28 protein-coding genes and 1 riboswitch are annotated in these 23,909 nt (G+C 61.1%); of the genes, 10 read left to right on the top strand and 18 right to left on the bottom strand.

The genetic code is table 11. From position 1 onward, the window contains the following. Positions 1 to 2 precede the first annotated feature (2 nt). The 18 genes from pduU to pduA are packed head-to-tail and all read right to left on the bottom strand — an operon-like array spanning position 3 to position 14,156. Positions 3 to 353, bottom strand: coding sequence for a propanediol utilization microcompartment protein PduU (gene pduU / locus KHQ23_RS11940; RefSeq protein ID WP_002915850.1), 351 nt, complete (start codon positions 351 to 353; stop codon positions 3 to 5). Further along, positions 353 to 907: a propanediol utilization microcompartment protein PduT gene (gene pduT / locus KHQ23_RS11945; RefSeq protein ID WP_004151971.1), complete on the bottom strand. Its 555-nt coding sequence runs from the start codon at positions 905 to 907 to the stop codon at positions 353 to 355. Before pduT ends, pduU begins: the two co-directional genes overlap by 1 nt. Before the next feature lie 2 nt (positions 908 to 909). Beyond that, positions 910 to 2,262, bottom strand: coding sequence for a 4Fe-4S dicluster domain-containing protein (locus KHQ23_RS11950; RefSeq protein WP_009308563.1), 1,353 nt, complete (start codon positions 2,260 to 2,262; stop codon positions 910 to 912). Next, entirely contained in the window at positions 2,259 to 3,371 is a 1,113-nt protein-coding gene (gene pduQ, locus KHQ23_RS11955; RefSeq protein WP_004149612.1) for a 1-propanol dehydrogenase PduQ, read from the bottom strand. Before pduQ ends, KHQ23_RS11950 begins: the two co-directional genes overlap by 4 nt. An 11-nt stretch (positions 3,372 to 3,382) precedes the next feature. Then, positions 3,383 to 4,771, bottom strand: a complete 1,389-nt coding sequence (gene pduP, locus KHQ23_RS11960; protein WP_016946081.1) for a CoA-acylating propionaldehyde dehydrogenase PduP — start codon at positions 4,769 to 4,771, stop codon at positions 3,383 to 3,385. After that, positions 4,768 to 5,784 carry a two-domain cob(I)yrinic acid a,c-diamide adenosyltransferase PduO gene (pduO, locus tag KHQ23_RS11965; RefSeq protein WP_029602196.1) on the bottom strand — a complete coding sequence of 339 codons (1,017 nt, stop codon included), beginning with the start codon at positions 5,782 to 5,784 and terminating at the stop codon, positions 4,768 to 4,770. The genes pduP and pduO overlap by 4 nt, the downstream gene beginning before the upstream one ends. Positions 5,785 to 5,794: 10 nt before the next feature. Then, positions 5,795 to 6,070: a EutN/CcmL family microcompartment protein gene (locus tag KHQ23_RS11970; RefSeq protein ID WP_002915814.1), complete on the bottom strand. Its 276-nt coding sequence runs from the start codon at positions 6,068 to 6,070 to the stop codon at positions 5,795 to 5,797. 3 nt (positions 6,071 to 6,073) lie between these two features. Further along, a complete protein-coding gene (pduM, locus tag KHQ23_RS11975) occupies positions 6,074 to 6,565 on the bottom strand; it encodes a microcompartment protein PduM (RefSeq protein ID WP_019704763.1) in 492 nt (163 codons plus the stop codon). Continuing rightward, positions 6,562 to 7,194, bottom strand: coding sequence for a phosphate propanoyltransferase (locus KHQ23_RS11980; RefSeq protein ID WP_002915810.1), 633 nt, complete (start codon positions 7,192 to 7,194; stop codon positions 6,562 to 6,564). The genes pduM and KHQ23_RS11980 overlap by 4 nt, the downstream gene beginning before the upstream one ends. Then, a complete protein-coding gene (locus tag KHQ23_RS11985; protein ID WP_002915808.1) occupies positions 7,194 to 7,640 on the bottom strand; it encodes a BMC domain-containing protein in 447 nt (148 codons plus the stop codon). The genes KHQ23_RS11980 and KHQ23_RS11985 overlap by 1 nt, the downstream gene beginning before the upstream one ends. Positions 7,641 to 7,661: 21 nt before the next feature. Further along, entirely contained in the window at positions 7,662 to 7,937 is a 276-nt protein-coding gene (gene pduJ, locus KHQ23_RS11990) for a propanediol utilization microcompartment protein PduJ (RefSeq protein ID WP_002915806.1), read from the bottom strand. An 18-nt stretch (positions 7,938 to 7,955) separates the two neighbouring features. Continuing rightward, positions 7,956 to 8,306: a glycerol dehydratase reactivase beta/small subunit family protein gene (locus KHQ23_RS11995; RefSeq protein WP_004900279.1), complete on the bottom strand. Its 351-nt coding sequence runs from the start codon at positions 8,304 to 8,306 to the stop codon at positions 7,956 to 7,958. Beyond that, complete coding sequence (locus tag KHQ23_RS12000; protein WP_009485657.1) at positions 8,296 to 10,128, bottom strand: diol dehydratase reactivase subunit alpha; 1,833 nt, start codon at positions 10,126 to 10,128, stop codon at positions 8,296 to 8,298. Before KHQ23_RS12000 ends, KHQ23_RS11995 begins: the two co-directional genes overlap by 11 nt. Before the next feature lie 12 nt (positions 10,129 to 10,140). Continuing rightward, positions 10,141 to 10,665 (bottom strand): propanediol dehydratase small subunit PduE, encoded by a 525-nt coding sequence (gene pduE, locus KHQ23_RS12005; protein WP_020804181.1) that lies wholly within the window; start codon positions 10,663 to 10,665, stop codon positions 10,141 to 10,143. Between the two features lie 14 nt (positions 10,666 to 10,679). Beyond that, complete coding sequence (gene pduD / locus KHQ23_RS12010; RefSeq protein WP_021312848.1) at positions 10,680 to 11,369, bottom strand: propanediol dehydratase medium subunit PduD; 690 nt, start codon at positions 11,367 to 11,369, stop codon at positions 10,680 to 10,682. A gap of 10 nt (positions 11,370 to 11,379) precedes the next feature. Next, positions 11,380 to 13,044 carry a propanediol dehydratase large subunit PduC gene (gene pduC, locus KHQ23_RS12015; RefSeq protein WP_002915744.1) on the bottom strand — a complete coding sequence of 555 codons (1,665 nt, stop codon included), beginning with the start codon at positions 13,042 to 13,044 and terminating at the stop codon, positions 11,380 to 11,382. Positions 13,045 to 13,062: 18 nt separating this feature from the next. After that, on the bottom strand, positions 13,063 to 13,875 hold the full coding sequence (gene pduB, locus KHQ23_RS12020) for a propanediol utilization microcompartment protein PduB (protein WP_002915739.1): 813 nt from the start codon (positions 13,873 to 13,875) through the stop codon (positions 13,063 to 13,065). Then, positions 13,872 to 14,156 (bottom strand): propanediol utilization microcompartment protein PduA, encoded by a 285-nt coding sequence (gene pduA, locus KHQ23_RS12025; protein ID WP_002915737.1) that lies wholly within the window; start codon positions 14,154 to 14,156, stop codon positions 13,872 to 13,874. Before pduA ends, pduB begins: the two co-directional genes overlap by 4 nt. 524 nt (positions 14,157 to 14,680) lie before the next feature. On the opposite strand from pduA, the gene pduF reads away from it, so the two are divergent. The 10 genes from pduF to KHQ23_RS12075 all read left to right on the top strand — a co-directional run. Continuing rightward, a complete protein-coding gene (pduF, locus tag KHQ23_RS12030) occupies positions 14,681 to 15,490 on the top strand; it encodes a propanediol diffusion facilitator PduF (protein ID WP_002915732.1) in 810 nt (269 codons plus the stop codon). A 203-nt stretch (positions 15,491 to 15,693) separates the two neighbouring features. Then, the gene (gene pocR / locus KHQ23_RS12035; RefSeq protein WP_004181164.1) at positions 15,694 to 16,605 is read left to right on the top strand and encodes a regulatory protein PocR; all 912 of its coding nucleotides are present in this window, start codon (positions 15,694 to 15,696) and stop codon (positions 16,603 to 16,605) included. A gap of 281 nt (positions 16,606 to 16,886) precedes the next feature. After that, a riboswitch (cobalamin riboswitch) is annotated at positions 16,887 to 17,065 on the top strand. A 92-nt stretch (positions 17,066 to 17,157) separates the two neighbouring features. Continuing rightward, positions 17,158 to 18,534 carry a cobyrinate a,c-diamide synthase gene (locus tag KHQ23_RS12040; protein ID WP_004174577.1) on the top strand — a complete coding sequence of 459 codons (1,377 nt, stop codon included), beginning with the start codon at positions 17,158 to 17,160 and terminating at the stop codon, positions 18,532 to 18,534. Next, positions 18,531 to 19,490: an adenosylcobinamide-phosphate synthase CbiB gene (gene cbiB / locus KHQ23_RS12045; protein WP_004174579.1), complete on the top strand. Its 960-nt coding sequence runs from the start codon at positions 18,531 to 18,533 to the stop codon at positions 19,488 to 19,490. Before KHQ23_RS12040 ends, cbiB begins: the two co-directional genes overlap by 4 nt. A gap of 10 nt (positions 19,491 to 19,500) precedes the next feature. After that, positions 19,501 to 20,136 carry a cobalt-precorrin-8 methylmutase gene (locus KHQ23_RS12050; protein WP_002915711.1) on the top strand — a complete coding sequence of 212 codons (636 nt, stop codon included), beginning with the start codon at positions 19,501 to 19,503 and terminating at the stop codon, positions 20,134 to 20,136. Beyond that, entirely contained in the window at positions 20,133 to 21,272 is a 1,140-nt protein-coding gene (cbiD, locus tag KHQ23_RS12055) for a cobalt-precorrin-5B (C(1))-methyltransferase CbiD (protein ID WP_004900269.1), read from the top strand. Before KHQ23_RS12050 ends, cbiD begins: the two co-directional genes overlap by 4 nt. Further along, positions 21,266 to 21,871, top strand: coding sequence for a cobalt-precorrin-7 (C(5))-methyltransferase (locus KHQ23_RS12060; RefSeq protein ID WP_016947545.1), 606 nt, complete (start codon positions 21,266 to 21,268; stop codon positions 21,869 to 21,871). Before cbiD ends, KHQ23_RS12060 begins: the two co-directional genes overlap by 7 nt. After that, positions 21,861 to 22,430, top strand: a complete 570-nt coding sequence (locus KHQ23_RS12065) for a decarboxylating cobalt-precorrin-6B (C(15))-methyltransferase (RefSeq protein ID WP_029602197.1) — start codon at positions 21,861 to 21,863, stop codon at positions 22,428 to 22,430. Before KHQ23_RS12060 ends, KHQ23_RS12065 begins: the two co-directional genes overlap by 11 nt. Beyond that, a complete protein-coding gene (locus KHQ23_RS12070; RefSeq protein ID WP_073553317.1) occupies positions 22,423 to 23,196 on the top strand; it encodes a cobalt-precorrin-4 methyltransferase in 774 nt (257 codons plus the stop codon). Before KHQ23_RS12065 ends, KHQ23_RS12070 begins: the two co-directional genes overlap by 8 nt. Beyond that, positions 23,177 to 23,909: cobalt-precorrin 5A hydrolase (locus tag KHQ23_RS12075; protein WP_040247433.1), on the top strand; the 733-nt coding region annotated here is incomplete at its 3' end. The genes KHQ23_RS12070 and KHQ23_RS12075, both read left to right, overlap by 20 nt.

Raw genomic sequence — 23,909 nt, forward strand, 5'->3', positions numbered from 1 at the left:
GCTCAGGTCCGGGTAATTGGGCAAGCGGTGAAGCGCATCAGCTCACCGAGGGTGCGGGTGACCTGCCTGAGCGCGTACTCCACGGCGGAGACATCGCCGGTCAACACCACCGCGCCGGTGAAGCGATCGAGAAAACCGATCTCCACCGCGCCGGACTTGGTAGCGATGTCGCAGGCGATAATCGATGCTTCACTGGGGGTAATGGTAAGAATGCCGATGGCGGAGACCGCGTCCGGCAGACCCAGCTTTTTGAACAGATCTTTGCCAGGATTGGCAATGAGATGCGCCAGAGTAACCTGTTTGCCCGGGACATACTCCTGGATCATGCGTTCGGTAGGGGTTTGCGGTTCCATTATCCCTCCATCAGCTGTTGCCACAGCGCATCGTGCGGTCGCGGGATCACTGCCCGGTGAACCAGTAATCCTTTCTCGCCTGCGCTGTCGCTGGCCACCGTGACGGCGTTGTCGACATCGGCGATATCACCCGCCACCACCATGTAGCATTTGCCGCCGATACCAAACGCCATATGGACCCGCACCAGGGTGACGTTGGCCGCTTTCACCGCGCGGTCGGCGGCGCTGATGCACGCCGCCACGCTCCAGGTTTCGACGATCCCCGCCGCCTGCCGCTGCCCGACCACGTTGAGACCGCTGATCGCCGGTAGTACGCTGGGGTGAATGTTGGCCAGCACCAGGCTGTCCACCAGCATCTCCCCAGCGCGCGCGGTGCCGGCGGCGATTGCCTGCTGCACGGCGCCGACGTCGCCGCCGAGCATCAGCAGGAATTTCCCGGGGCAAAGGGTTCTGCAGAGCAGGAGCTGTACGTTCGCGCTTTTCAGCATGACGTCACCCAGCTCCATCCCCCTGGCGATGCTGGTCAGTTCTAAAATTCCGATAGCCTGGGTCATGATTAACCTCTTACAAGCGTAATGGCCTGCTCCGTGATGGCGGAGACCTGGCCGTCAATACTGGCGTGCACCGGCGCGCCGAGGGCGTCGGCGGGGATATCCGCCAGTAGCTGGCCGCGCGTTACCCGCTCTCCCGGCGCGACGCAGGGCACGGCGCTGATGCCGATATGCTGGCGCAGGGGCAGGGTGACGCAGGCCACCTCCGGCTCCACCGCCGTCAGCGGCGCTTCCTGATACCAGGGATCAAGTCCCAGTTTGCTGATGAGCCGCTTGACCGGCACCAGGCGGTGCTTCGCCATCTCGTCCGCCGGACGCAGCGGTCCGTCGTAGCGCAGGTTTTTCGCCCTCAGCTCACGTTTCAGCAGACGGTTGATGCGCATGGGGGAAATACCCACCGGGCAGGCGACGCTCTCGCAAACGTTGCACTCCGAACAGGTCAGGGCGCTGAGCAGCAGCGACGGGGTGGCCGCCTGGCGATAGTTCACCGCCCGCACCAGCAGATGGGGGGAAAGCTCATGGCCGATCAGGTGCCGGGGGCATAAATCTGTGCATAAACGGCACTGTTCACAGACGGTGCGGGCGATGGCGAGCAGCGTTCGTTCATCCTGCCGCCGTCGCTGGATCAATGGATGGTTGCCCGGGAGCACCAGCAGGCCGCCGGTGGTTTTGGTGACCGGTGTCTCGAGGGAGGTAATAAGCGAGCCCATCATCGGACCGCCGTTGATAAACCCCGGATCGTCAACCGTCGCGCCGCCGGCCAGATCCAGCACCTCGCGCAGCGATATACCCAGTGGTACGGCCAGCGTCAGCGGACGGGCGACGGCGCCATTGACGGTCAACGTCCGGCGAGTTACCGGATAGCCCTGTTCCACGGCTCTGGCGATATTGAGCACCGTCTGCACGTTATTGACCACCACGCCGACGCTGACCGGCAGCGCGGCAGGTGGTACGCGGCGTCCCGTCGCCAGCCAGATAGTAAGCACCTCATCCCCGGCCGGATAGACGTCAGGCAGAATATGCAGCCGGGCCCATTCCGGGAGTCGTGGGGTTAATGCCGCAATCGCCGGAGCATATTTCGCCTTCAGGGCAATGATCCCTTCCCGGGCGCCAGTGGCGGTCATCGCGTAACCCAGGCCGCGAATCAGTCGGTCAGCCTGCTGAGCCATCAGCTGTTGGTCAACCTTCAGCATCGGTTCGCATTCGGCGGCGTTCACCAGCACGGTGTCCACCCGGGCCTGCAGTTTGATGTGGGTCGGAAAGCCTGCGCCACCGGCTCCTACGACGCCAGCGGCCCGAACGCGTTCGCGGATCTCCGCTGCATCAATGCTTGATAGTGGCACTATCGCTTCACTCATTGCAGGTTCTCCAGCAGTTGCGCGATGGCCGCGCCATCGACCGGACGCGGGTTGGTGCGCAGGGTGGCGTCGGCCAGCGCGGCCGGCACCATGGCGGGAATTCGCGATAAGAAAAGGGGATACTTTTCCTGCAGCGCGCCCTTGAGGGTGGGAATGGCGCACTGCTGTTTCAGCGTTTCCACCGCGGTAAGCAGCGCCTGGAAAGCCTCCTGTTCGCCAGCTGCGGGCGGGCAGAAGCGGCAGGCCCTGGCCAGGCGCGCATAGCGCTTAGCCGCTCGCGGCTCGCCGGCATTGAAGCGGATCACCGCGGTCAGCAGCAGCGCATTGGCCAGGCCATGGGGGAGGTGAAACTGGCCGCCAAGCTGATGGGCGATCGCATGATTGAGCCCAAGGCCAGCCTGGCTAAAGGCCATACCGGCGAGGGTTGATGCATTGTGCATTTTGCTGCGGGTCGCAATGCAGTCGCCCTGACGAATCGCAACGGGCAGGGCGCGAAACACCAGCCTGGCGGCCTTTTCCGCCAGCGCATCGGTAAAATCGGTGGCCTGCGGCGAGACCCATGCCTCCAGGGCGTGGGTCAGCGCGTCCAGCCCGGTATGGGCTGTGATGGTGGGCGGTACGCTAACCACCAGCGTCGGGTCGATGATCGCCATGTCGGGACAGAGCGCCTCATGGAACAGCGGGTACTTGATCCCTTTTTCCGGGTCGCTGATGACGCAGGCGCTGGTCACTTCCGAACCGGTACCGCTGGTGGTGGGGATCGCCACGCAGGTGTCAACAGGCAGACCGCCCTGCTGGCTGAACCAGACGATAGCCTTGGCGGCATCCATCGCCGAGCCGCCGCCGAAGCCGATCACCACCTGCGGACGCAGGGCCTGCATCTGCGCTATCCCTTTCGCCACGGTGTGAATAGTCGGATCCGGTGTAATATCGCTGAACACGCTGACGCGGTTGCTGGCGGGCAGCGCGGCGCGCAGTCGGTCAAGCAGCGGCGAGCGCGCCAGGAAGCCGTCGCAGACGATCCAGATGTGCTGATGGCTAAAGCGCTGCAGCGCGGCCAGGCTGCCCGGGCCGCTGTAGAGGCGCGTTTGCAGAGAAAAGGTATGCATGGCGCCCCCGGTTAGCGAATGGAAAAACCGTTGGTCAACACGCAGCGCCGCAGGCGGGCGAACGTCCGCGCGGAGGTGGTGCCTTCTCCGGTTGGCGTGGCGATGGTGAAGGTGGTAAACCCTTCGCCGCCGACGCCGATTCCCGCGTAAGACGGGCCATTTTTGACAAAAATGGAGGTCTGCAGGGTGCGTGCCGCCAGATTGAGCCGCGAGACATTCTGCGAGTGCATAATGGCGGTGTGGTGCAGACCCTCCTCAACGCGCAGGGCCAGCGCCAGGGCGCTGTCAAAGTCGGCGACCCTGACGATCGGCAGCACCGGCATCAGCTGCTCGCAGGTCACCCAGGGGTCGTTCGCCTCCACCTCGGCTATCAGCAGGCGAGGGGGGCGAGGCGGAACGGCGAGACCCGCCGCCGCCAGCAGCGCAGCCGGGCTTTTACCGACCAGTTTTTTATTCGCCGCGCCGTCGGGCAGGCAGACGGCACGCAGGGTATCGGCCTCCTGTCGGCTCAACAGCAGCGCGTCAAAATCCTGCATCTGCTGGATCAGGCGGTCAGCGACGGAGGCGACGACGATCAGGCTTTTTTCGGCGATACAGGGCAGGTTGTAATCGAAGGCGGCGCCGCTGATGATATCTTCGGCGGCTTTGACGAGATCGGCGGTTTCATCAACGATGCACGGCGGATTGCCGGCGCCAGCGCCGATCACTTTTTTACCGCTTTTCATGCCCATCGCCACAATGCCAGGGCCGCCGGTGATAGCCAGAACGGCAATCAGCGGGTGGGACATCATTTGCTGGGTGGCTTCAAAGGTCGGCTCGGCAACGGTCACCACCAGGTTACGGATCCCGCTGCAGCGGTAGGCGATCTCTTCGATCCTGGCGATAAGCTTCAACGAGACCTTTTTCGCGCCGGGATGGGGGCTGAAATAGACGCTGTTACCCGCCGCCAGCATGCTGATACTGTTGTTGATAATGGTTTCCGTTGGGTTGGTACTGGGCGCCACGGCGCCAATAACCCCGAACGGCGAGTACTCAAACAGCACCATCCCGCCATCGCCGGTGAGGGCGCTGGTAGTGAGATCCTCTATGCCCGGCGTGTTTTCAAGAGCGGCTTTATTTTTCAGATATTTATCTTCTTTGTTGCCCATGCCGGTTTCCGTGGCGCTCTCTTCCGCCAGCGTCGCCAGCTCGGGGGCCAGCGTCTCCCGCAGGGCGCTGATAATGGCGCTGCGGGTTTTTAGCGGACACTGCTGATAGCGGAGAAAAGCCTGATGAGCGGCGTCGATGGCGCAGCCGACATCGCAGAAAATGCCCTGCTCTTGCTGAGGGGCAGGGGGCGTCGGCGCGAGCTTTTCACTGAGGATGGTGCGGATAAGGGTTTCCAGTTCTGCTGTATTCATTGATGAGTTCTCACGTTAATGGCCGCCATGGCAGCCTGTGCAATAGCCATATCCTGCTCGACGCTGCCGCCGCTAATGCCGAGGCCGGCTATTAGCTGGCCATCGCGCCACAGCGGATATCCGCCGCCAAAGGTGACGACTTTGCCCTGCAGATGGCTCTCCAGACCGTACAGCGCAGCGCCTGGCTGTACGGTCGTCGCGAGCTCGTGGGTGGCGGTTTTCATGGCGACGGCGGTCCAGGCTTTTTTCGGCGCCAGCTCGCTGCTGACCAGCAGCGCATCGGGCATTCGCCAGGTCACGGTTTCGGTGCCGTGTGCGTCAACGATGCTGATCACCACCGGCACCTGCAGCTGGCGGGCGTGTTCAATGGCCTGACGGATGAGCTGATGCAGCTCGTGAAAGGAGAGCGACCCGGCCTGGGCTTTGGGCGCGTCGGGCGCAGGCGACCCGCTGGCGGCCAGATAGCGGGTCGCGATCTCCGTCACAAGGCGGCGCTGGTGAGCGGCATGATCCTCGCTGCGCGCCAGGGCATACAGGCAGTCAGATAAGCGGTTCAGATAACGCAGCAGTATCTGACGGATAGTAACCTCTGCCCCCAGCTCGACCAGCCGGCGCTCCGCCCGTCTGGCAACGGTGCGGGCCAGGTGCAGACGGCTGGCGGCTTCACAGCGTCCGGGCAATACAAACTGGTGCAGCGCCGGCACGCGGGCCATCTCGCGATCGATGGTCTGCTCCAGCAGGGCAATCTCTTCGCTGCTGATATAGCGCTTACCCGGTGATGGCTGTTCGCTGTCGCTGGCGAGCTCCGCGCTGAACCAAAAAATGTGCTGCTGCAGGGCTTCGAGCAGGGTGCGCTGTTCCTCTTCAGCGACGGCGCAGACGCACAGGCTCAGCATGGCGTTCAGTTCATCCAGGGTGCCGTAGGCTTCGACGCGCGGATGCGTCTTGCTGACCCGCTGGCCGGTAAAGAGTGATGTACTGCCGGCATCGCCGGTTCGGGTATAGATAGCCACAGGCGCCCCCTTAGCGTGAAAGTGAGTCAACAATGCCCACGACGGCAAGATCGATGGCCTCATTCGGGCCGCTGAAAACGTGGCGTGCGCTCGAGCCGCTGCAGAGCAGCACCAGCTCGCCGACGCCAGCGCCAACCGAATCTACCGCCACTTCATCGCCGCTCGTGGGGAGAATCGGACGATCGTCGTCCGCGCTTACCCGGCGCACCAGCAGCAGTTTTTTGCCGTTCAGAGAGGGCGATTTTTGCGTCGAGACGACGGCGCCGGTCACGCGTGCCAGATGCATAGTTCACTCCTGCTTAATCAATTGAACATGCCGCGCGACGGCCGCTTCGCGGGCGAGGGCGGTGATAATGGGACGGCGGCGCAGCACCAGATAGCCGCCACTGAAACGGGCTACGTCGGCATAGGTGAGCACCGACGCGGCGTGAAGCCTGACGGGCTGGCCAAGCGGATCGCTGAACGTCAGCGGCAAGCGGGCGAGTTTTTTTACCGCCAGCGCGGGGAGCTGGGCGGGAAGCAGCGTTAGCTGTACCCGAACGCCCCAGGCCATCGCCTCATGCAGTGCGCAACCGGCTGCCGCTAGCGCACGCTGGCCGGCAAGCTGCTCCAGCAGCGGTAAATCCACCTGCACGATGCGCAGCGAAGCGTGCTGGCACAGCAGGCTGCGGATATCCGCTTCGCCGAGCTGGGCCACGCTGAGCGTGGCCGTGCTGAGGGCGCGACGGCGCAGACGGGCGGCGACCTCTTCGACGATACGCTGCAGCATCGCGTGGTTCATGGCTTCGTCACCAGCGTTGCCCAGGCTTGCGCAGCGTCAGCGCCTGCCGCATTGGCTTCGTCAGTATCGATGTGCATCTCAAGACGCATATCCGGGGCAACGCGGACCGCCACGTTGTCGAAGATAAGCCGCCTGTCGCTGCCTTCGATCGCCACCGCGACGCTATCGCCATGGGAGACGCGCAGGATCAACGCATCAAGTGGCGACATATGAATATGTCGCTGGGCAACAATCGTCCCGCCGCTCAGCTCCAGTTCGGCAAAGGGGCTTATCAGGCGGATCCCCGGCGTGCCCTGCAGATTGCCGGACATGCGCAGCGGCGCGGCGATACCGAGGATCCGGGCGTCGGTGCGTGAGATTTCCACCTGGCTGGTCTGGCGCAAAGGGCCGAGCAGGCGCACGTTGTTTAATCGCCCTTTGGGGCCAACCAGGGTCACCGTCTGCTCTGCAGCATATTGTCCCGGCTGCAGCAGCGCTTTTTTCGGCTGGATGGGCTGCGCGGGAAAAAGCCTGGCATAGTCAGCCGCCGCTAAATGGATATGGCGACTGGAGATACCGATTGGAATGGGACGCTGGCGCATCTCATCCAGCACTTTGTTGACTGTCGAAGCCAGCTGTTGTTTATCCATTACGCGTCACCTCGTTTACCGGCGTGCAGGCACTGCGAGCGGGGATCGCCTTTTTGTCGTGGGCAGTGTGGGTCCAGGCACAGGTTGCAGGTCACCCGCTCCGTAGAGTGGGAGGGGGCGTCTGTGAGGGCCGTGTTCTCCTCCGTCACGGCGACGTCAGGCGCTGGTGAAGGCGCCTGGACGCGGGCCGGCAGCAGGCCTTCCCCGGGCCTGGCGATAACCTTCTGCGCTACCAGCCCCTGCTGCCGTTCGGCGAGTTCGGCCCCGGTCATCACCGCCGCCTGGACAGAGGCCACATCACCGGCGATCTTCACCACCATCCAGCCGGAACCGTTGGTCTTTTCCAGGGCGAGCAGCGTGATGGCGGCCGCTTTCGCCATAGCGTCGGCGCAGGTGATGGCCAGGGCCAGACCGCTGACCTCAAGTAATCCCAGTGATTGCTTCACGCGGTGCTCCTTTTTTGAGGGTCAGACGGATTTCGGCAGAATGGCCTCAACATCGCTATGCGGGCGCGGGATCACATGGCTGGACTTGACCTCGCCGACCACGCTGGCCGCCGCGCTGCCGGCGTCAACGGCGGCTTTGACCGCGCCGACGTCTCCGCGGACCATCACGGTAATCAGCCCGGAGCCAATTTTTTCGTAACCAATCAACTGCACGTTGGCAGATTTCACCATTGCATCAGCGGCTTCAATGGCGCCAACCAGGCCTTTCGTTTCAACCAGTCCTAGTGCGTTATTCATACTGCGTTCTCCTGTGGATTAAGCATGGCGATCCCGAAATGGGATCCCTTTGACGAGACGAGCCGCATTGTTGCCAGTGTTTCGCCGGGCCAGCCTGTTCTGGTGATACATCAGCGAAAACAGCGGAGTTGATGCGGGTAAATTTTTGTAGTGCACGATGAGCCGTTCCCGGTCGCAGGCGATGCCTACCTGCAGCGGCGAACGCTGCGCCGCCTGCCAGGCGTGATGAACAAGATCGCCGCCGGTCTGCGGCTGCAGAACAAAAGGAATGCCTTCCTCTTCAATGCCCAGCAGGACATCGCGCCACTGTTCGCTGCATTCGTCAGTGACGGCAATGACGATGGCGGGGGCGACTACGCTACTCTCCATGTGTGCCTCCTTTTTGCCAGGAAAGGAGTAATCCGCTGGCGACCGCATTGCGTGGGCCTTCACAGCCGCGGATGTTGCCGCGCCCGGCAACCAGCCGGTAGTGCGCCAGCGCGTCGGTGACCAGCTGGGGGATCTCGAAATCGAGGGACGAGCCGCCCACCAGCACCACGAACGGGATGTCGCGAATGTTGCCGGTAGGGCTCACCTGGCGTAACGCTCGCAGGGCGTTGGTGACAAAGACGCGTGATTTGGCGCTACGGCGAATGGCGCGCACTTTCTCCAGCGGCAGATCGCCGGGCAGAGGAACCAGTTCATCCGGTTTCACCACGCAGACGCGGGCAAATACCGCCGGTGGTAAGGCCGATGGAAAAAACTGGACGCTGCCGTCTTCATGACGCAGATGAAACAGGCTTTCGACTTTTGCCAGCGGATATTTTTTGATCTCTTCCGCCAGGTAGCGGTCCTCAAGCCCCAGCTCGCGGGCGATGATCATCGTGACCATATCGCCGGCGCCGGCCAGGTGAGTGGCGCTGATCTCTCCCTGCGCATTGATAATGGAGGCGTCGGTCGACCCGGCGCCCAGATCGAGGATCGCCAGCGGGCGCGTGGTGCCGGGAGTGGTGAGCGCCCCAAGAATGGCCGCCTCCGCTTCGGCGCCGCCCACCTGAACCGCAATCTGCAGTTTGTGCTCAATTTCACGGGCGATGAGGGCCATCTGCAGGCGATCCGACTTGACCATCGAGGCGATACCCACCGCCTGCTCCAGCGAGAACTCCCCCGCAAGACCGCCGGTCACGCTGACTGGCACCGCCGTATCAACGGCCAGCAGATCCTGAATGCGGATCTCCTGAGCTGGCTTATTGGTAAGCTCCGCCATGGTCTGGCGCACGTGCTCTAGCATGCCGCCGATATTGGTGCCCGCTTCTCCCGCGACGTTGTCCAGTTTGCCGCAGCCGTCAACCGCTTTCATGATGGCTTCCGCCCCGGCGGCCACATCAACCTGTACGCTGCGCCCCTGAGCGATGAGCAACAGATTACCTGCCGGAATAGCGCGGGCCTTGACGTCGCCGGAGGGGGTTTTCACCACCACGGCCGAGCGGTTGCCAATCAGCGCCCGCGCCATTGGCACGATATTTTTGGTCTCCTCGGCGTTGAGATCGAAAACGGTCGCAATACCGTAAGGGTTGGAGAGCGTTTCGATGATCTTACCGGGTAAAGCGACCTCGACGGCCGCCAGCATGCCAAGTGGAATCCGGTCGATATGCTGAACTTCGTCGATCACCGGTAGCGGTTGCTGTAGCCGGTTATTGACCAGCACGCCGTCATCCTGCTGCAAAATAATGCCGGTTATCTGATAGCCCGCTGCCGTTGCCGCATTGACCATCGCGGCGACATCGGCAAAGTCAAAGGCCGAGGAGACCACCAGAATATAGGGAGTGTCCGCGGAGCAGGACAGCAGCGCCTCTGGTGTGATGGTGATGCCGACCCCCAGTCCGACGCCGCCGGGTGTCTTCGGGTTATGGCCGATCATGGTGGACTCGGTGATGATGGTTTCCGTGATGGTTTCCATCGCCACATCGCCAATGACCGGCGTGGCTTCGTTAATGCGAATAAGCGAAATATCGCTGAGCTGAATGCCGGCCGCTTTTGCCGCCTGCGTTAGCGCCTCCTGGATACCGAACACATTTCGTAATGTGCCTTTTATACCCGTGGTTTCAGCCAACGCGCTGTGGCGAATGTTCAGCACACCTGCGTCATCGACCGTCGCCAGGGCGACTTCTGTCGAGGAGTTGCCAATATCAATGCCAGCGATATAGCGCATGCTTACCCCCTGTTAATCGTCGCCTTTCAGCTTCTTACGCTCGATGTACAGCCCGGCCGCTTCCCGAACAAAGGCGGCACAGAGTCGTGCCTGGTAGCGATGCTCGAGGTCATCAGCGATCGCCAGTAGCTCCGCCTGGGTGGAACGGTATGGGCGCAGGGCGTTGTAGATCTCAAGGATTCGGTCGTCGGGAACCGCGGTGAGCTCTGCGGCCCGCTCAAAGTTCATCGCCAGCCGATCGCGTCCGGCATCCTGGGCGATCGCCGCCTGCATACGCAGCGTTTCCGGAGTGATGCGCATGTCCTGCGCCGTAACGCGATCGCTTAATACGTTCTCCAGCGTCAGGTCATCGAGCGTTTTATTGGTAGCGGTTTTGACCCACTCCGGATGGCGGGTCGCTAACGGGTAGTCGCTAACTTTTGGCTGGCGAACGGTGTCGTTTGTCGGCGCGGCTGGCGCGGGCGTTACCCCGTCCTGTAGGCTGTTCATCCGGCTCAGCACGTCGCGTACCATGGATTCAATTGCGTCGGTATTCATCGGGATATCCTTTGTTAAAGCGCCACGCGCAGTTCCTGCGGGTTTTTGCCCGTCACCACGTATTTGGTCTCTTTAATGTGCAAAATGGCCGACTTCGCCTGGTATTTGGGACGAGCCATCTGATCGTTAAGCGTCGGCACCGGCTGCGGCGACTCGCGTTTGGCGTAGCGCGCGGCGTTTTTGCCAATCTGACGGTAGGTTTCCAGCGTTAGCAGCGGCGCCTGCGGGAAGAGTTCCAGATTGGAAAGCGGCGGCAGGCCGCGCTGGTGGATGACGGTGGTGCCTTTCGACTGAATACCGATCGAGATGCCGGAGCCGCTCAGGCGGTTGCCTTCCACTGCCACGAAGGCGACGTCAGAAGACTTAAAGCAGCGGATCACCCGGGCTTTGATGCCTTCTTCCTCAATGCCGGCGATCACTTCGCGCAGAATATTTTTATGCGGAATGCCGACGATATTGGCGGTTTGCGCCAGACCAAACGCTGGCCCGACGGCAATAATGACTTCATCCTGCTGCGTGCCGGGTTTGGCTTCGCCGATTTCCGTCAGGAAGCTGTCGCCGGACACAGGCGCAACGGCGACCGGTGCGGCAGAGGCGACAGAAGCCGCAGACGCGCTAAAGGAGACCGGCTTATCTGCGCCTGATTTCATCTCCACCAGCACCTCTTCGATAATCTGGCGCAGCAGCGTTTCGTTAATTTCCATTTTTCACCCCTTAGCCAAGTTCATTGGGATCGAGCGCGCCCGGGATATTTTTAATCTCTTCCCAGCGCTCGCCTTGCAGGCGGTAGCCTGTTGCCGGACCGGCATAATCGTTCACGTCATTCACGGCCGAGAGCACCTGGCCCTCGCCAACAATGATGGCGGAGGTATGCAGGTAGTCGCCGGTGAGCTTGGCTTTCTGAATATTGAGCATGTCCTGGGCGACATCGGGGAAGCCGCCTTTCGCCAGGGCTTTCACCACCTCCAGGCCGTTGCGGTTCTTGTTGATGATCTCCTGGGCAAACTTGATGTCCTCGACGATATTGCGCTCAGGCATATCTTTTGAACCGTGGGCGTAGGTGGCGGCTTCTACCTCTTCATCCGTAATAGGCGGCAAACCCATGCCGGCAAATACCGCCTGCAGCGCGCGGGCGGCTTTGTTGCGAATGGCGATCACGTCCTCTTCACGCACCGGCCGCAGGCCGCCATCGACCTTCAGGTCGCGCTGGATCACGTTGTAGTCATCGAAGTCTTCGGCATCTTCGTTGGAACCGGCGAACATGTTGTCGTAGTTCGGCACCGCCGAGTAACCGGAGGAGATGAAGTCGGTGCCTGGCAGGAACTGCATCAGCAGACGCGCGGTACGCCGCATATCCGAGTGGGTAAAGGTTTGATCGTTGCTGGAGGCGCACTCCAGATCCAGCGCTGAGCAGATCAGGTTTTCCGCCAGTACGGCGCGGATCCCGGACGGCACGGCGGACGGTACGCCGATACAGCTGACGGAGCCATTCTGCAGGCCTTGCACCCCGGCGGCTTTGGTGATGTAGATGCAGCGCGCTTCGAGATAAAGCATCGATTTGCCTTCGGCATAGCCCATCTGTACTTCAGAACCGGAACCGGAGGTAAAGCGCATTTTCAGGCCGCGCGAGGCGTAGGAGGAGGCGAGGAAGCCTTTCGACCACGGGGTGTCATCGCCATCGGTAAACACCGGTTCCGTACCGTATACCGAAATGGTTTCGGCATAGCAGGTGTGGCCCAGCATGCCCAGTTTCAGCTCGGTGGCTTCTTCCAGCGAACACTGGGTGAGGACGCCGGGACGGCCAACCTGTGAACCGACCAGCAGGGCGATGGCGTTGAACGGCGCGTAGCGCGCCACGGCGACGGTGGTCTCCTGCTCGTCAAAGCCGCGCCATGCGCCTTCAGCGGCGTCGGCGGCAATCTGTACCGGATTGTCTTTGATATTAGTGACATGCGCCTGCTGGGACGGCGTGCGGCGGGCGCGCATTTTTTGCATCGCCATCATCATCTCGACCACGTTCATATGCGACACCACTTCCACGATTTTCGCCGGGGTCATCGCGGTAGTGAGCGGCACGATGTCGCTGCGTTTAACGTTCGGGTCGCAGAGCATGTTGGCGAGCTTAACCGAATCCATGGCCATCACTTCTTCGGCCCGGGCGAGATTAATGCCGTAGCGCGCGATAAAGTGGTCAATCAGGTCGAACTGCTCAACCGGTTTACCGTCGAGTTCGGTCACCGCGCCGTTGACGATGCGGATAGAAGGTTTGGGATCGTTAGGGCTTTCCATCGCGATAAAGCCCTCTTCAATCCACTCCTTAACGAAACCATCCTGATTCACAGGGCGTTTCGCCAGTGCTTCAAATCTTTTCGATCTCATGAATCAGCCTCGCGAGTATTAAATGTAGGAGGGGCGATCGTTTTTCGGTTCGGCGCCCAGCGTCGCCAGTACGGTTTTGCCGATTTCCCGGGCGGAGATCACCGCCTGGCGCACCGCGCCAGAGTCGCCGGAAATCACCAGAATGGCTTCGTTGCTGAAACTGGTGCCGTGGGCCGGTGAGCTGTAAGCCACCACCTCGACGTTGGCTGATTTCAGCGCGGTATCGGCCATCAGCACGCCAACGGACGCCGGGGCGCCGACGATAATGCCGCAGGCGCGGCCCAGTGGGGCGCCGAACGCTTTTTCCAGGGCATAACTGGCGCGCGCGGTATACTGCAGCTCAATATGACCCGCTTCGTTGCCGTAGACATCGCCGAAGGTACGGTCCAGCTCTTTCAGCGCGACCTCAATCCCGCGTTTGACGTCGGAAACATCATTCCCGCCCAGCACAATCAGCGAGCCATGGCCGGCGCCGCCTTTGGTGTCGCGAGGAAGCTCAATGCTGACCACTTCGGTGTTGGTGGCTTTGACCGCTTCATCGGCGGCCATGATGTGCGGCCCGGCGCCGGTGCGGGCGCCGAGGATGCCGATAGAGCGATAGCGTTTTTCGAGCTTCATCGCCTCCAGCAACGCGGCATCCACGTTGGCGATGACCAGCCCGAGGGTGTCGCCAATGGCGGTCCCGACAAATTCCGTTAAGCTGCAGCTTTTCTCTGCCATAGCCGTCTCTCCTGTGGGATGGGGGGTATCGGGAAGCGCCTGCTGCTCTGGCGTCGCTACACGGGCTATGACTTGCGCCATGATCTGTTCAACCAGCTCATTGCTGCTCATTGGCTATTCCCCTTCGGTAAGATTTTTTCAACATCGGTATGGGGGCGGGGAATGACGTGTACGGCTTTCACTTCGCCCACGTGGCGGGCTGCGGCGGCACCGGCGTCGGTGGCGGCTTTAACTGCCCCCACGTCGCCACGCACGATGACGGTCACCAGGCCTGAACCGATCCTTTCATAGCCAACTAATAAAACGTTGGCCGACTTAACCATTGCGTCAGCGGCCTCTATGGCTGCGGTTAAGCCTTTGGTTTCTACCATTCCTAATGCTTCTTGTTGCATAAAGACCTCGCAGGATATGTGCCAGTGAGGGAACTATATGGCGGAGCGGCGAAAAAGAATGGCTGAGTTGATGGTGGAGAGCGAAAAAATAGTGGTTTTTATATAATATAAAATGGATTTATTTTATTTTATATCGTTGTTTTTATTTGATTTTATTGTTTATATAAATGTGATTATATTGCAATTCACGCTCCGTATTTACATTTTAAGAGGTGATTTTTTAAATTGTTTTTGCTATGCGATATTTTGCGTGATGTGATATTTGTTGGAAAATAAGCACTGCGCTTTCGCAATTTTTTATCATTTAGTTGGAAATTAAAATACCCCCTGAACGCCCGCCATTGCTGCATGGATTCGCGAACAAATAGCAATAAATTATTCTTCTTCGGCGACTTTACGCCGCCCGATTTCCGCAGGATGCCAACACTTTGCCGCTGCCGGTTTCTATAGTGGGCCTCGCCGTACCCAACGAGCCAGCGGATGGTTGGCTGGCCTGGACACGAACTTCGTCACGAGGTGTCACAATGAATGGTTCTTTACGCGCGCAATGTATCGCCGAGTTTTTAGGCACCGGGCTGTTTCTGTTTTTTGGTATCTGCTGCCTGAGCGCCCTGAAACTGACCGGCGCCAGCCTGGGGCTGTGGGAGATCTGTATTATCTGGGGACTAGGTATTTCTCTGGCGGTGTACCTGACGGCCGGCATTTCGGGGGGACATCTGAACCCCGCGGTCACCGTCGCCCTGTGGCTGTTTGCCTGCTTCCCGGGCAGAAAAGTGGTGCCCTATATCGTGGCTCAGGTCGCCGGCGCGTTTGGCGGCGCCGTGCTGGCCTGGATACTTTACAGCACCCTGTTTACGCAATTTGAAACGGTGCATCATATGGTGCGCGGCAGCCTGGAAAGCCTGCAGCTGGCCAGTATATTCAGCACCTACCCGGCGCCTGAGCTCAGCATCTGGCATGCGGCGCTGGTGGAGGTGGTGATCACCTCGATGCTGATGGGGATGATCATGGCGCTCACCGATGATGGCAACGGCGTACCCAAGGGCCCACTGGCGCCGCTGTTGATTGGCATTCTGGTGGCGGTGATCGGCGCCTCGACCGGGCCGCTTACCGGCTTCGCGATGAATCCAGCACGCGATTTTGGCCCGAAATTGTTCACCTGGTTCGCCGGGTGGGGCAATATCGCCATGACCGGGGGAAGAGATATTCCCTATTTTATCGTGCCCATTATCGCACCGTTGTTAGGGGCCTGCCTCGGCGCCGCAATTTATCGTTTTCTTATCGCCAATAATCTGCCCTGTCATACCTGCGTGGAGGAAGAAAATACGCGTTAGCGTCATAAGGGGAATGTATCTGTGAAATAGCCAGGCTAATTTCATGAACCGATATCACGAACCGCTCAAAAAGTCTCCCCGGGTTGGGAGACTTTTGTTATTGTCAATGCACTTTTTTATCGTCGATGGGATCTGATGCTAAAAAAGGTAAATATGAAAAATATGTTTTATTTATAACAAAAAATTAACTGAGGGGTTTTATCATGATTTCTGCGAGTACCCTAAACTCAGAACTCATCAATAAAATCGCACAGGATTTTGCGCAAGCCACCAGTCTGGCGGTTGTGGTCGTCAATATTCACGGTGATGAGATTTCTGAATTGTTTAATTTCACGCCGTTTTGCCAGCTGATGCGTCAGCACCCGGAGCACAGCGGACGCTGTCGCATGAGCGACCGCTGCGGCGGGCTGGAAGCCTCGAAAAAAGACCAGCTGTGTATCTACCGCTGTCATGCGGGGTTAACCGATTTTTCCATCCCGCTGGTGATTGCCGGCCACCTGGTCGGTTTCGTGCTGTGCGGGCAGGTGCGTCTGAGCAATGATGTTGAACTGGTTGATATCTTGAACGTCGATGACCGCTGGCAGGACGATCCGGCGCTGGTCCAGGCGTTTCGCGATGTGCCGGAGATGGACTATTCGCGGGTTATCGCTTCGGCGGATCTGCTGAAGCTGATCGTCGAGAATTGCCTGAAAAAACAGCTCAACTTTGTGGTTATCAAAGATAACCCGTCGCAGAACGACCCGGCGCAGGCCAGCCGGGCGCCCTCGCCGCACGATGGCAAAATGAAGAAGGCGCTGCGCTATATCGACGCGCATCTCTCCGATGAGCTGCGTCTGGAGGATGTGGCGGCGCATGTCTATCTCAGCCCGTACTACTTCAGCAAACTGTTTAAAAAGTATCAGGGGATCGGTTTTAACGCCTGGGTCAATCAGCAGCGGATGGCGAGCGCAAAAGAGCTGCTATGCCACAGCGACTGGAGCATCGCCAGCATCGCGCGGAATTTAGGTTTTTCGCAAACCAGCTATTTTTGCAAAGTGTTTCGCCAGACCTATCAGGTAACGCCGCAGGCATTTCGTCAGCAAATTAATGCCGGATCACAAACTGAGTCTTTTTAAATGACAATATTTTGCTATTGCCGATTTTTGATATCCCCGAGTATCTTCATCAATATAAAATGAAAAAAACGACAGTAGAGCAATAAATTGTCATAGCGCAACAAAATAGTGATATTCGAGGGGTAAACTACACCAGTTTTTATTTTTGTGATGAGATAGAGTGTCCGTTAATACGAGACAGCTGATTATCACAACACCGCTTTCCTTCACTGACGTCATTGTGACGAGTGATGAAACGGTAAAAGAAAACATAAAGTAATACCCGTCGATGCAGGGCGCATCGGCGAAACAAACCGACAGGTTCGACACCAGTTTGGTGTCAGGGAAGGGGGTGTAAATCCCCCGCAGCCCCCGCTGCTGTGATGCTGACGACCCCGCAAAAACCACTGATCGAAAGATTGGGAAGGGCGGGCGAGAACGAGGCTAAGCCAGAAGACCTGCCTGCCGGTAACTGACCAACAACTTCGGTGGGAAGTGGGTGGCTTAGCGGTGCGTGGTCGCAGGACCAGGCATGCGCGTAGCTATACCCTGACCGCCAGAACAGGACAGGGTATGGCAACCAGGCGTGCGTTCATTCTTGCGGGTACCGGCAGCGGTTGTGGCAAAACCACCGTTACGCTCGGCCTGCTCAGCTTGCTCCAACAGCGCGGTATGCGGGTGCAACCCTGTAAAGTAGGGCCTGACTACCTGGATACCGCCTGGCACACCGCCATCAGCGGCATCGCTTCCCGCAATCTCGACAGCTTTATGCTTCCCGCCCCGATACTCAACGCGCTGTTTACCGAACAGCTACAGCAGGCCGATATCGCGGTTATCGAAGGGGTGATGGGCCTGTATGACGGCTACGGCACCGACCCCAACTACTGCAGCAGCGCGGCAATGGCTAAGCAGCTTGGCTGCCCGGTGATTTTGCTGGTGGATGGCAAAGCGGTGTCGACCTCCATCGCCGCCACGGTGATGGGTTTTCAACATTTTGATCCGGCTCTCGACATCGCTGGCGTTATCGTCAATCGGGTCAACAGCGACGCGCACTTCCAGCTGCTGAAAAGCGCCATTGAGCGCTACTGTCAGGTGCCAGTGCTCGGCTATGTGCCGCGCGTGGAAGGCGTGGCGCTGCCCGAACGACATCTGGGACTGGTGACCGCCCGCGAGTCGGTGGTCAATCAGCAGGCATGGCGGGATTTTGCCAGCCTGCTGGGGCGCACCCTCGACATAGACCGGCTGCTGGCCCTCAGCGAACTGGCCGCCATGCCGATCGGCGAGTGGGGAGAACAGCTTGCCGCCGATGCCGGCGAAGGACTGACGCTGGCCCTCGCCGACGATGAGGCCTTCAATTTTTATTACCCCGATAACCTGGCGCTGCTGGCGCGCTGCGGCGTGAAGATGGTGCGCTTTAGCCCACTACGCGATCGCCAGCTGCCGGCCTGCCAGATGATCTGGCTCGGCGGCGGCTATCCGGAGCTGCATGCGGCCGGGCTATCCGCTAACCACGAGATGCTGACACAGCTTCGCGCGGCGCACCGGCGCGGGGTGGCGATCTACGCCGAGTGCGGCGGCCTGATGTACCTGGGCACGACCCTGGAAGTCACCAGCGGCGAGCGCTACACGATGGCGGATATTATTCCCGGACACAGCCGAATGGGGACGCGTCTGACCCGGTTCGGCTACTGCGAAGCGCAGGCGCAGCAGCAGACGCTGCTAGCAGCCCCTGGCGAGTGGCTGCGCGGCCATGAATTTCATTACTCCGATTTTTCTCCCGCCACCCCCGCCGTACTGGCCTGCCGTAAACAGCGAGACGGTAAGACGCTCCAGCAGTGGCAGGGAGGATGGCAGTTCGGCAGCGCCTTTGCCAGCTATCTCCATGTCCATTTTGCCCAGCGTCCCACCATGCTCAACCACTGGTTGCGGGCAGCAAGGAGGGCGCTATGACCCTTCTCGCCTGGTGTGTAGCCTGGATACTTGATGTCGTCATTGGCGATCCGCCGCACTGGCCGCATCCGGTGCGCTGGATAGGTCGCCTGATCGCCGTCAGCCAGCGTGTAGTGCGACGCGTCTGCCATAGCGACCGGGCGCTGCGCATCGGCGGCGGGGTGATGTGGCTGGTGGTGATCGGCCTGACATGGGGCGTGGCCTGGGGCGTACTGGCGCTGGCGCACGGGATCCACCCCTGGCTTGGATGGCTGGTGGAGGTGTGGATGATCTTCACCGCGCTGGCGGGACGCTGTCTGGCACAGTCGGCGATGGCGGTGGCCCGGCCGCTGCAGGCCGGAGATCTCGCCGAAAGCCGGCATAAGCTCTCCTGGATTGTCGGGCGCGATACCTTCCAGCTCCAGCCAGCGCAGATCAACCGTGCGGTGGTGGAGACCGTGGCGGAGAACACGGTGGATGGCATTATCGCGCCGCTCTTTTTCCTGCTCCTCGGCGGCGCGCCGCTGGCCATGGCCTATAAAGCGGTCAACACCCTCGATTCCATGGTCGGCTATAAACACGAAAAATACCGGGCGATCGGCATGGTCAGCGCTCGTCTTGATGATGTAGCCAACTTCCTTCCCGCCCGGCTGAGCTGGCTGCTGCTCAGCCTTGCCGCGGTGCTATGCCGGGAAGATGGCGCCCGGGCGCTGCGTACGGGCTGGCGCGATCGCTATCAGCACAGCAGTCCTAACTGCGCCTGGCCGGAAGCGACCGTCGCCGGCGCGCTGGGGATCCGCCTTGGCGGCCCGAACGATTACTTCGGCCAGCGCGTTGAAAAGCCCTGGATAGGCGACGCCGTCCGCGACATCGCGGTGGACGATATTTCCCGAACCATTCGATTAATGTGGGTGGCGTCAAGCCTGGCGCTGGCGCTGTTTATCGGCGTGCGCTACTGGCTGGTCGGCGCGGCCTGAGGAGAACCTGATGCAGTACATCCAACAACCGCAGGCGATCGAGGCGAAAAGCTTCGACATCATCAGCGAGATCATCGCCGAAACGCGACCGGACTACCGTTTCGCCAGCCCGCTGCACGAGGCGATTATCAAGCGGGTGATCCACACCACCGCTGACTTCGACTGGCTGGATATTCTGTGGTTTTCTCCGGATGCCCTGATCGCGCTGAGTGAGGCCTTGAGCCGGCCCTGCACGCTGTATACCGATACCACCATGGCGCTGTCCGGGATCAACAAAACCCTGCTGGCCCGCTTTGGCGGCGAATGCCGCTGCTATATCAGCGACCCGCGGGTGGTGCGCGAGGCGCAAAGCCGGGGGATGACACGCTCGATGGCGGCGGTGGATATTGCGGTGCAGGAGCCCGGGGAGAAAGTGTTCGTCTTCGGCAATGCGCCAACCGCGCTGTTTCGCCTGCTGGAACATCGCGAGACCGCCATCGGCGGCGTGGTGGGGGTGCCGGTCGGGTTCGTCGGCGCGGCGGAGTCGAAAGCGGCGCTCAGCGAGAGCGGCCTGCCGGCCATCGCCGCGCTCGGCCGCAAAGGGGGAAGCAACGTGGCGGCAGCGATTGTGAACGCTCTGCTTTACCACCTGCGGGAGGCGCAATGAGCGATCAGACCTTTGACGCCCCGGTGTGGCATCACGGCAAAGCGCTGCGCAAGGGCTACACCACCGGCTCCTGCGCCACAGCGGCGGCAAAAGTGGCTGCGCTGATGGTGATGCGCCAGCATCTGATCCACCAGGTCTCGATCGTCACCCCCTCCGGCGTCACCCTGTGCCTGAACGTCGAGTCTCCGCACGTCGAAGGGCAGCAGGCGGTCGCCGCGATCCGTAAAGACGGCGGCGATGATGTCGACGCCACCCACGGCATGCTGATTTTTGCCCGGGTCACCCTCAATGACAGCGGAGAGATTAGCCTGCAGGGCGGGGAGGGTATCGGCACGGTGACCCGCAAAGGGATCGGCCTGCCGACAGGCAGCCCGGCGATAAACCGCACTCCGCGGCACACCATCGAGACCGCCGTGCGCGAAGCGATAGGTCCTACCCGCGGCGCGCAGGTGGAGATTTTTGCCCCGGAAGGCGCGCTTCGCGCGCAAAAAACCTATAACGCCCGGCTGGGGATCCTCGGCGGCATCTCGATTATCGGCACCACGGGGATCGTTACCCCGATGTCGGAAGAGAGCTGGAAGCGCTCGCTCTCCCTCGAGCTGGAGATAAAACGCGCCGCCGGGCTGGAGCGCGTGGTGCTGGTGCCGGGCAACCACGGTGAGCGCTTTGTCCGCGAGCAGATGGGCATCGACCCGCAGATGGTGGTCACCATGAGCAACTTCGTCGGCTACATGATTGAAGAGGCGGTTCGGCTCGGTTTCCGCCAGATTGTGCTCATTGGCCATCCCGGCAAACTGATCAAAATCGCCGCCGGGATCTTTCATACCCACAGCCATATCGCCGATGCGCGGATGGAAACTCTCGTCGCTCATCTGGCGCTGCTTGGCGCGCCGCTGCCGCTGCTGACGCTGGTCAGCGAGTGCGACACCACCGAAGCGGCAATGGAGCATATCGACGCCTGGGGATACCAGCGCCTCTATAACCATCTGGCTGAGCGAATCTGCCAGCGTGTTCTTGAGATGCTGCGCTTCACTCAGCAACCGCCCACCTGCGACGCGGTTCTGTTTTCTTTTGATAACCAGGTACTGGGCAGCAGCCGTCCGCTGGAGGCGATTGCCCGGGAGCTGACATGTTGACGGTCGTGGGAATGGGCCCGGCGGGGCTGCAGTGGCTGACCCCGGCCGCGCGCGAGGCAATCGCCGCCGCCGAGGCGCTGGTGGGCGGCAGCCGCCATCTCCAGCAGTTTCCCGACTTCGCCGGCGAGCGCTTCGCGCTGGGGGCCGATATGCCGGCGCTGCTGGCGTGGATTGAGGCCCGTACCGGGCGCCGCGTCGTGGTGCTGGCCTCTGGCGACCCGCTGTTCTATGGCATTGGCACCCGGCTGATTGCCCATTTTGGCCGGGAACGAGTGCAGGTGATCCCCGGCATCAGCGCGGTGCAGTACCTCTGCGCCCGGGCGGGCATCGACATGAACGATATGTGGCTGACCAGCAGCCATGGCCGGGCGGTGAGCTTCGATGCGCTGGCCGCCCACCGGAAAGTCGCCATGGTGACCGACGGCCGCTGCGGACCGCGGGAGATAGCCGCCCAGCTGATGGCCCGCGGCAAAGGCCATCGCTGGATGGTGATAGGCGAGAACCTGGCGATGGAAAACGAGCGGATCCACTGGCTGCCGGTCAGCGCCGTGGAGGACGAATATGAGATGAATGCGGTGGTGATCCTCGATGAAAGATGAGCTGTTTTTGCGCGGCGCCCAGGTGCCGATGACCAAAGAGGCCGTGCGCGCGCTGGCGCTGGCGAAGCTGGAGCTGCACCGGGCGCGCCATCTGATTGATATCGGCGCGGGCACCGGCAGCGTCAGCATTGAGGCTGCTCTACAGAACCCGGCGCTGCGGGTGACGGCGATTGAGCGTCAGGCCGACGCGCTGCGCCTGCTGGCGGAGAACCGGCAGCGCTTTGGCTGCGACAACATCGCTATCGTGGTGGGCGTTGCGCCGCTGGCGGTCGCCGACAAAGCCGACGCGATCTTTATGGGGGGCAGCGGCGGCCACCTGACGGCGCTGATCGACTGGTCGCTGGCGCAGCTGCATCCCGGCGGCCGGCTGGTGATGACTTTTATTTTGCAGGAAAACCTTCATAGCGCTCTGGCGCACCTGCGGCAGAGCGGCATCCATGAGGTGGACTGCCAGCAGCTGGTGGTCTCCACCCTGGCTACCCTGGGCAGCGGCCACTACTTCAAACCCCATAATCCCGTTTTTGTCATCGCCTGTCAGAAGGAAGAAAACCATGGCTGAGACTTTTGATCCCCATTGCGTGTGGTTCGTCGGCGCCGGTCCGGGCGATCGCGAACTGATTACTCTCAAAGGCTACCGTCTGCTACAGCAGGCGCAGGTAGTGATCTACGCCGGGTCGCTGATCAACACCGAGCTACTGGCCTACTGTCCGCCACAGGCGGAGTGCCACGACAGCGCCGCGCTGCATCTGGAGCAGATCCTCGACCTGATGGAGGCGGGGGTGAAGGCGGGAAAAACGGTGGTGCGTCTGCAGACGGGCGACGTCTCGCTATATGGCTCGGTGCGCGAGCAGGGCGAAGAGCTGACCCGCCGCGGGATCCGCTGGCAGGTGGTGCCGGGCGTCAGCGCTTTCCTCGGCGCGGCGGCGGAGCTGGGGGTGGAGTACACGGTACCCGAAGTCTCGCAGAGTCTGATTATTACCCGTCTGGAAGGGCGCACGCCGGTTCCCGCGCGCGAACAGCTGGAAGCCTTTGCCAGCCATCAAACCTCGATGGCGATTTACCTGTCGGTGCAACGTATTCACCGGGTGGCGGAGCGGCTGGTGGAGGGCGGCTACCCCGCGACCACCCCGGTCGCGGTGATCTACAAGGCCACCTGGCCGGAAAGCCAGACCGTCCGCGGTATCCTCGCGGACATCGGCGACAAAGTACGCGACGCCGGGATCCGCAAAACGGCGCTGATCCTGGTCGGCCCCTTCCTCGGCGATGAGTATCACTACTCAAAACTGTACGCAGCGGATTTTAGCCATGAATACCGTAAAGCCTGAATCCATTGCCCTGTTTTGCCTGACGCCCGGCGGCGTGCGGCTGGCAAAACGGCTGGCGGCCATGCTGCCGCTTACCTGTTACACCAGCGAAGCGCTGCAGGAAGAGGGGTTTATCCCCTTCAACGGCGGCTTTGCCAGCGCTGCCCGCGAGGCGTTCAGCAGCTTCTCGGCGCTGATTTTTATCGGCGCCACCGGGATTGCCGTGCGGGTCCTGGCCCCGCTGGTGAATGACAAGCTCAGCGACCCGGCGGTGGTGGTGATTGATGAGCGCGCCCGGCACGTCATCAGCTTGCTCTCCGGCCATGCCGGGGGGGCCAATGCGCTGACCCGCTATCTCGCCGGGATGCTCGACGCCGACCCGGTGATCACCACCGCCACCGACGTCAACGAGCTGGCCGCCCTCGACACGCTGGCCTTCCAGCTGAACGCCCGGATGACCGATTTTCGCGCGGCGGTGAAAACCGTTAACCAGATGCTGGTGAGCGGTAAGCGGGTGGGGCTGTGGTGCGACGGCGAATTTACCGGGGCGCTAAGCCGCTGCGACCGGCGCGGGTTTATCCCGGTAAGCGACCTGGCGCGCTTGCCGGCGCTCGACGCCCTGATCTGCGTCACCCTGCGCCGGTCGCTGCCGCCGCTGCCAGTGCCTCACTGGAAGCTGGTGCCCCAGCGGGTGGTGGCGGGGATCGGCTGTCGGCGCGACACCCCCTGCGCGC

Source organism: Klebsiella sp. 64 (assembly GCF_018223915.1).
In the GTDB taxonomy this organism is placed as follows: domain Bacteria; phylum Pseudomonadota; class Gammaproteobacteria; order Enterobacterales; family Enterobacteriaceae; genus Klebsiella; species Klebsiella pneumoniae.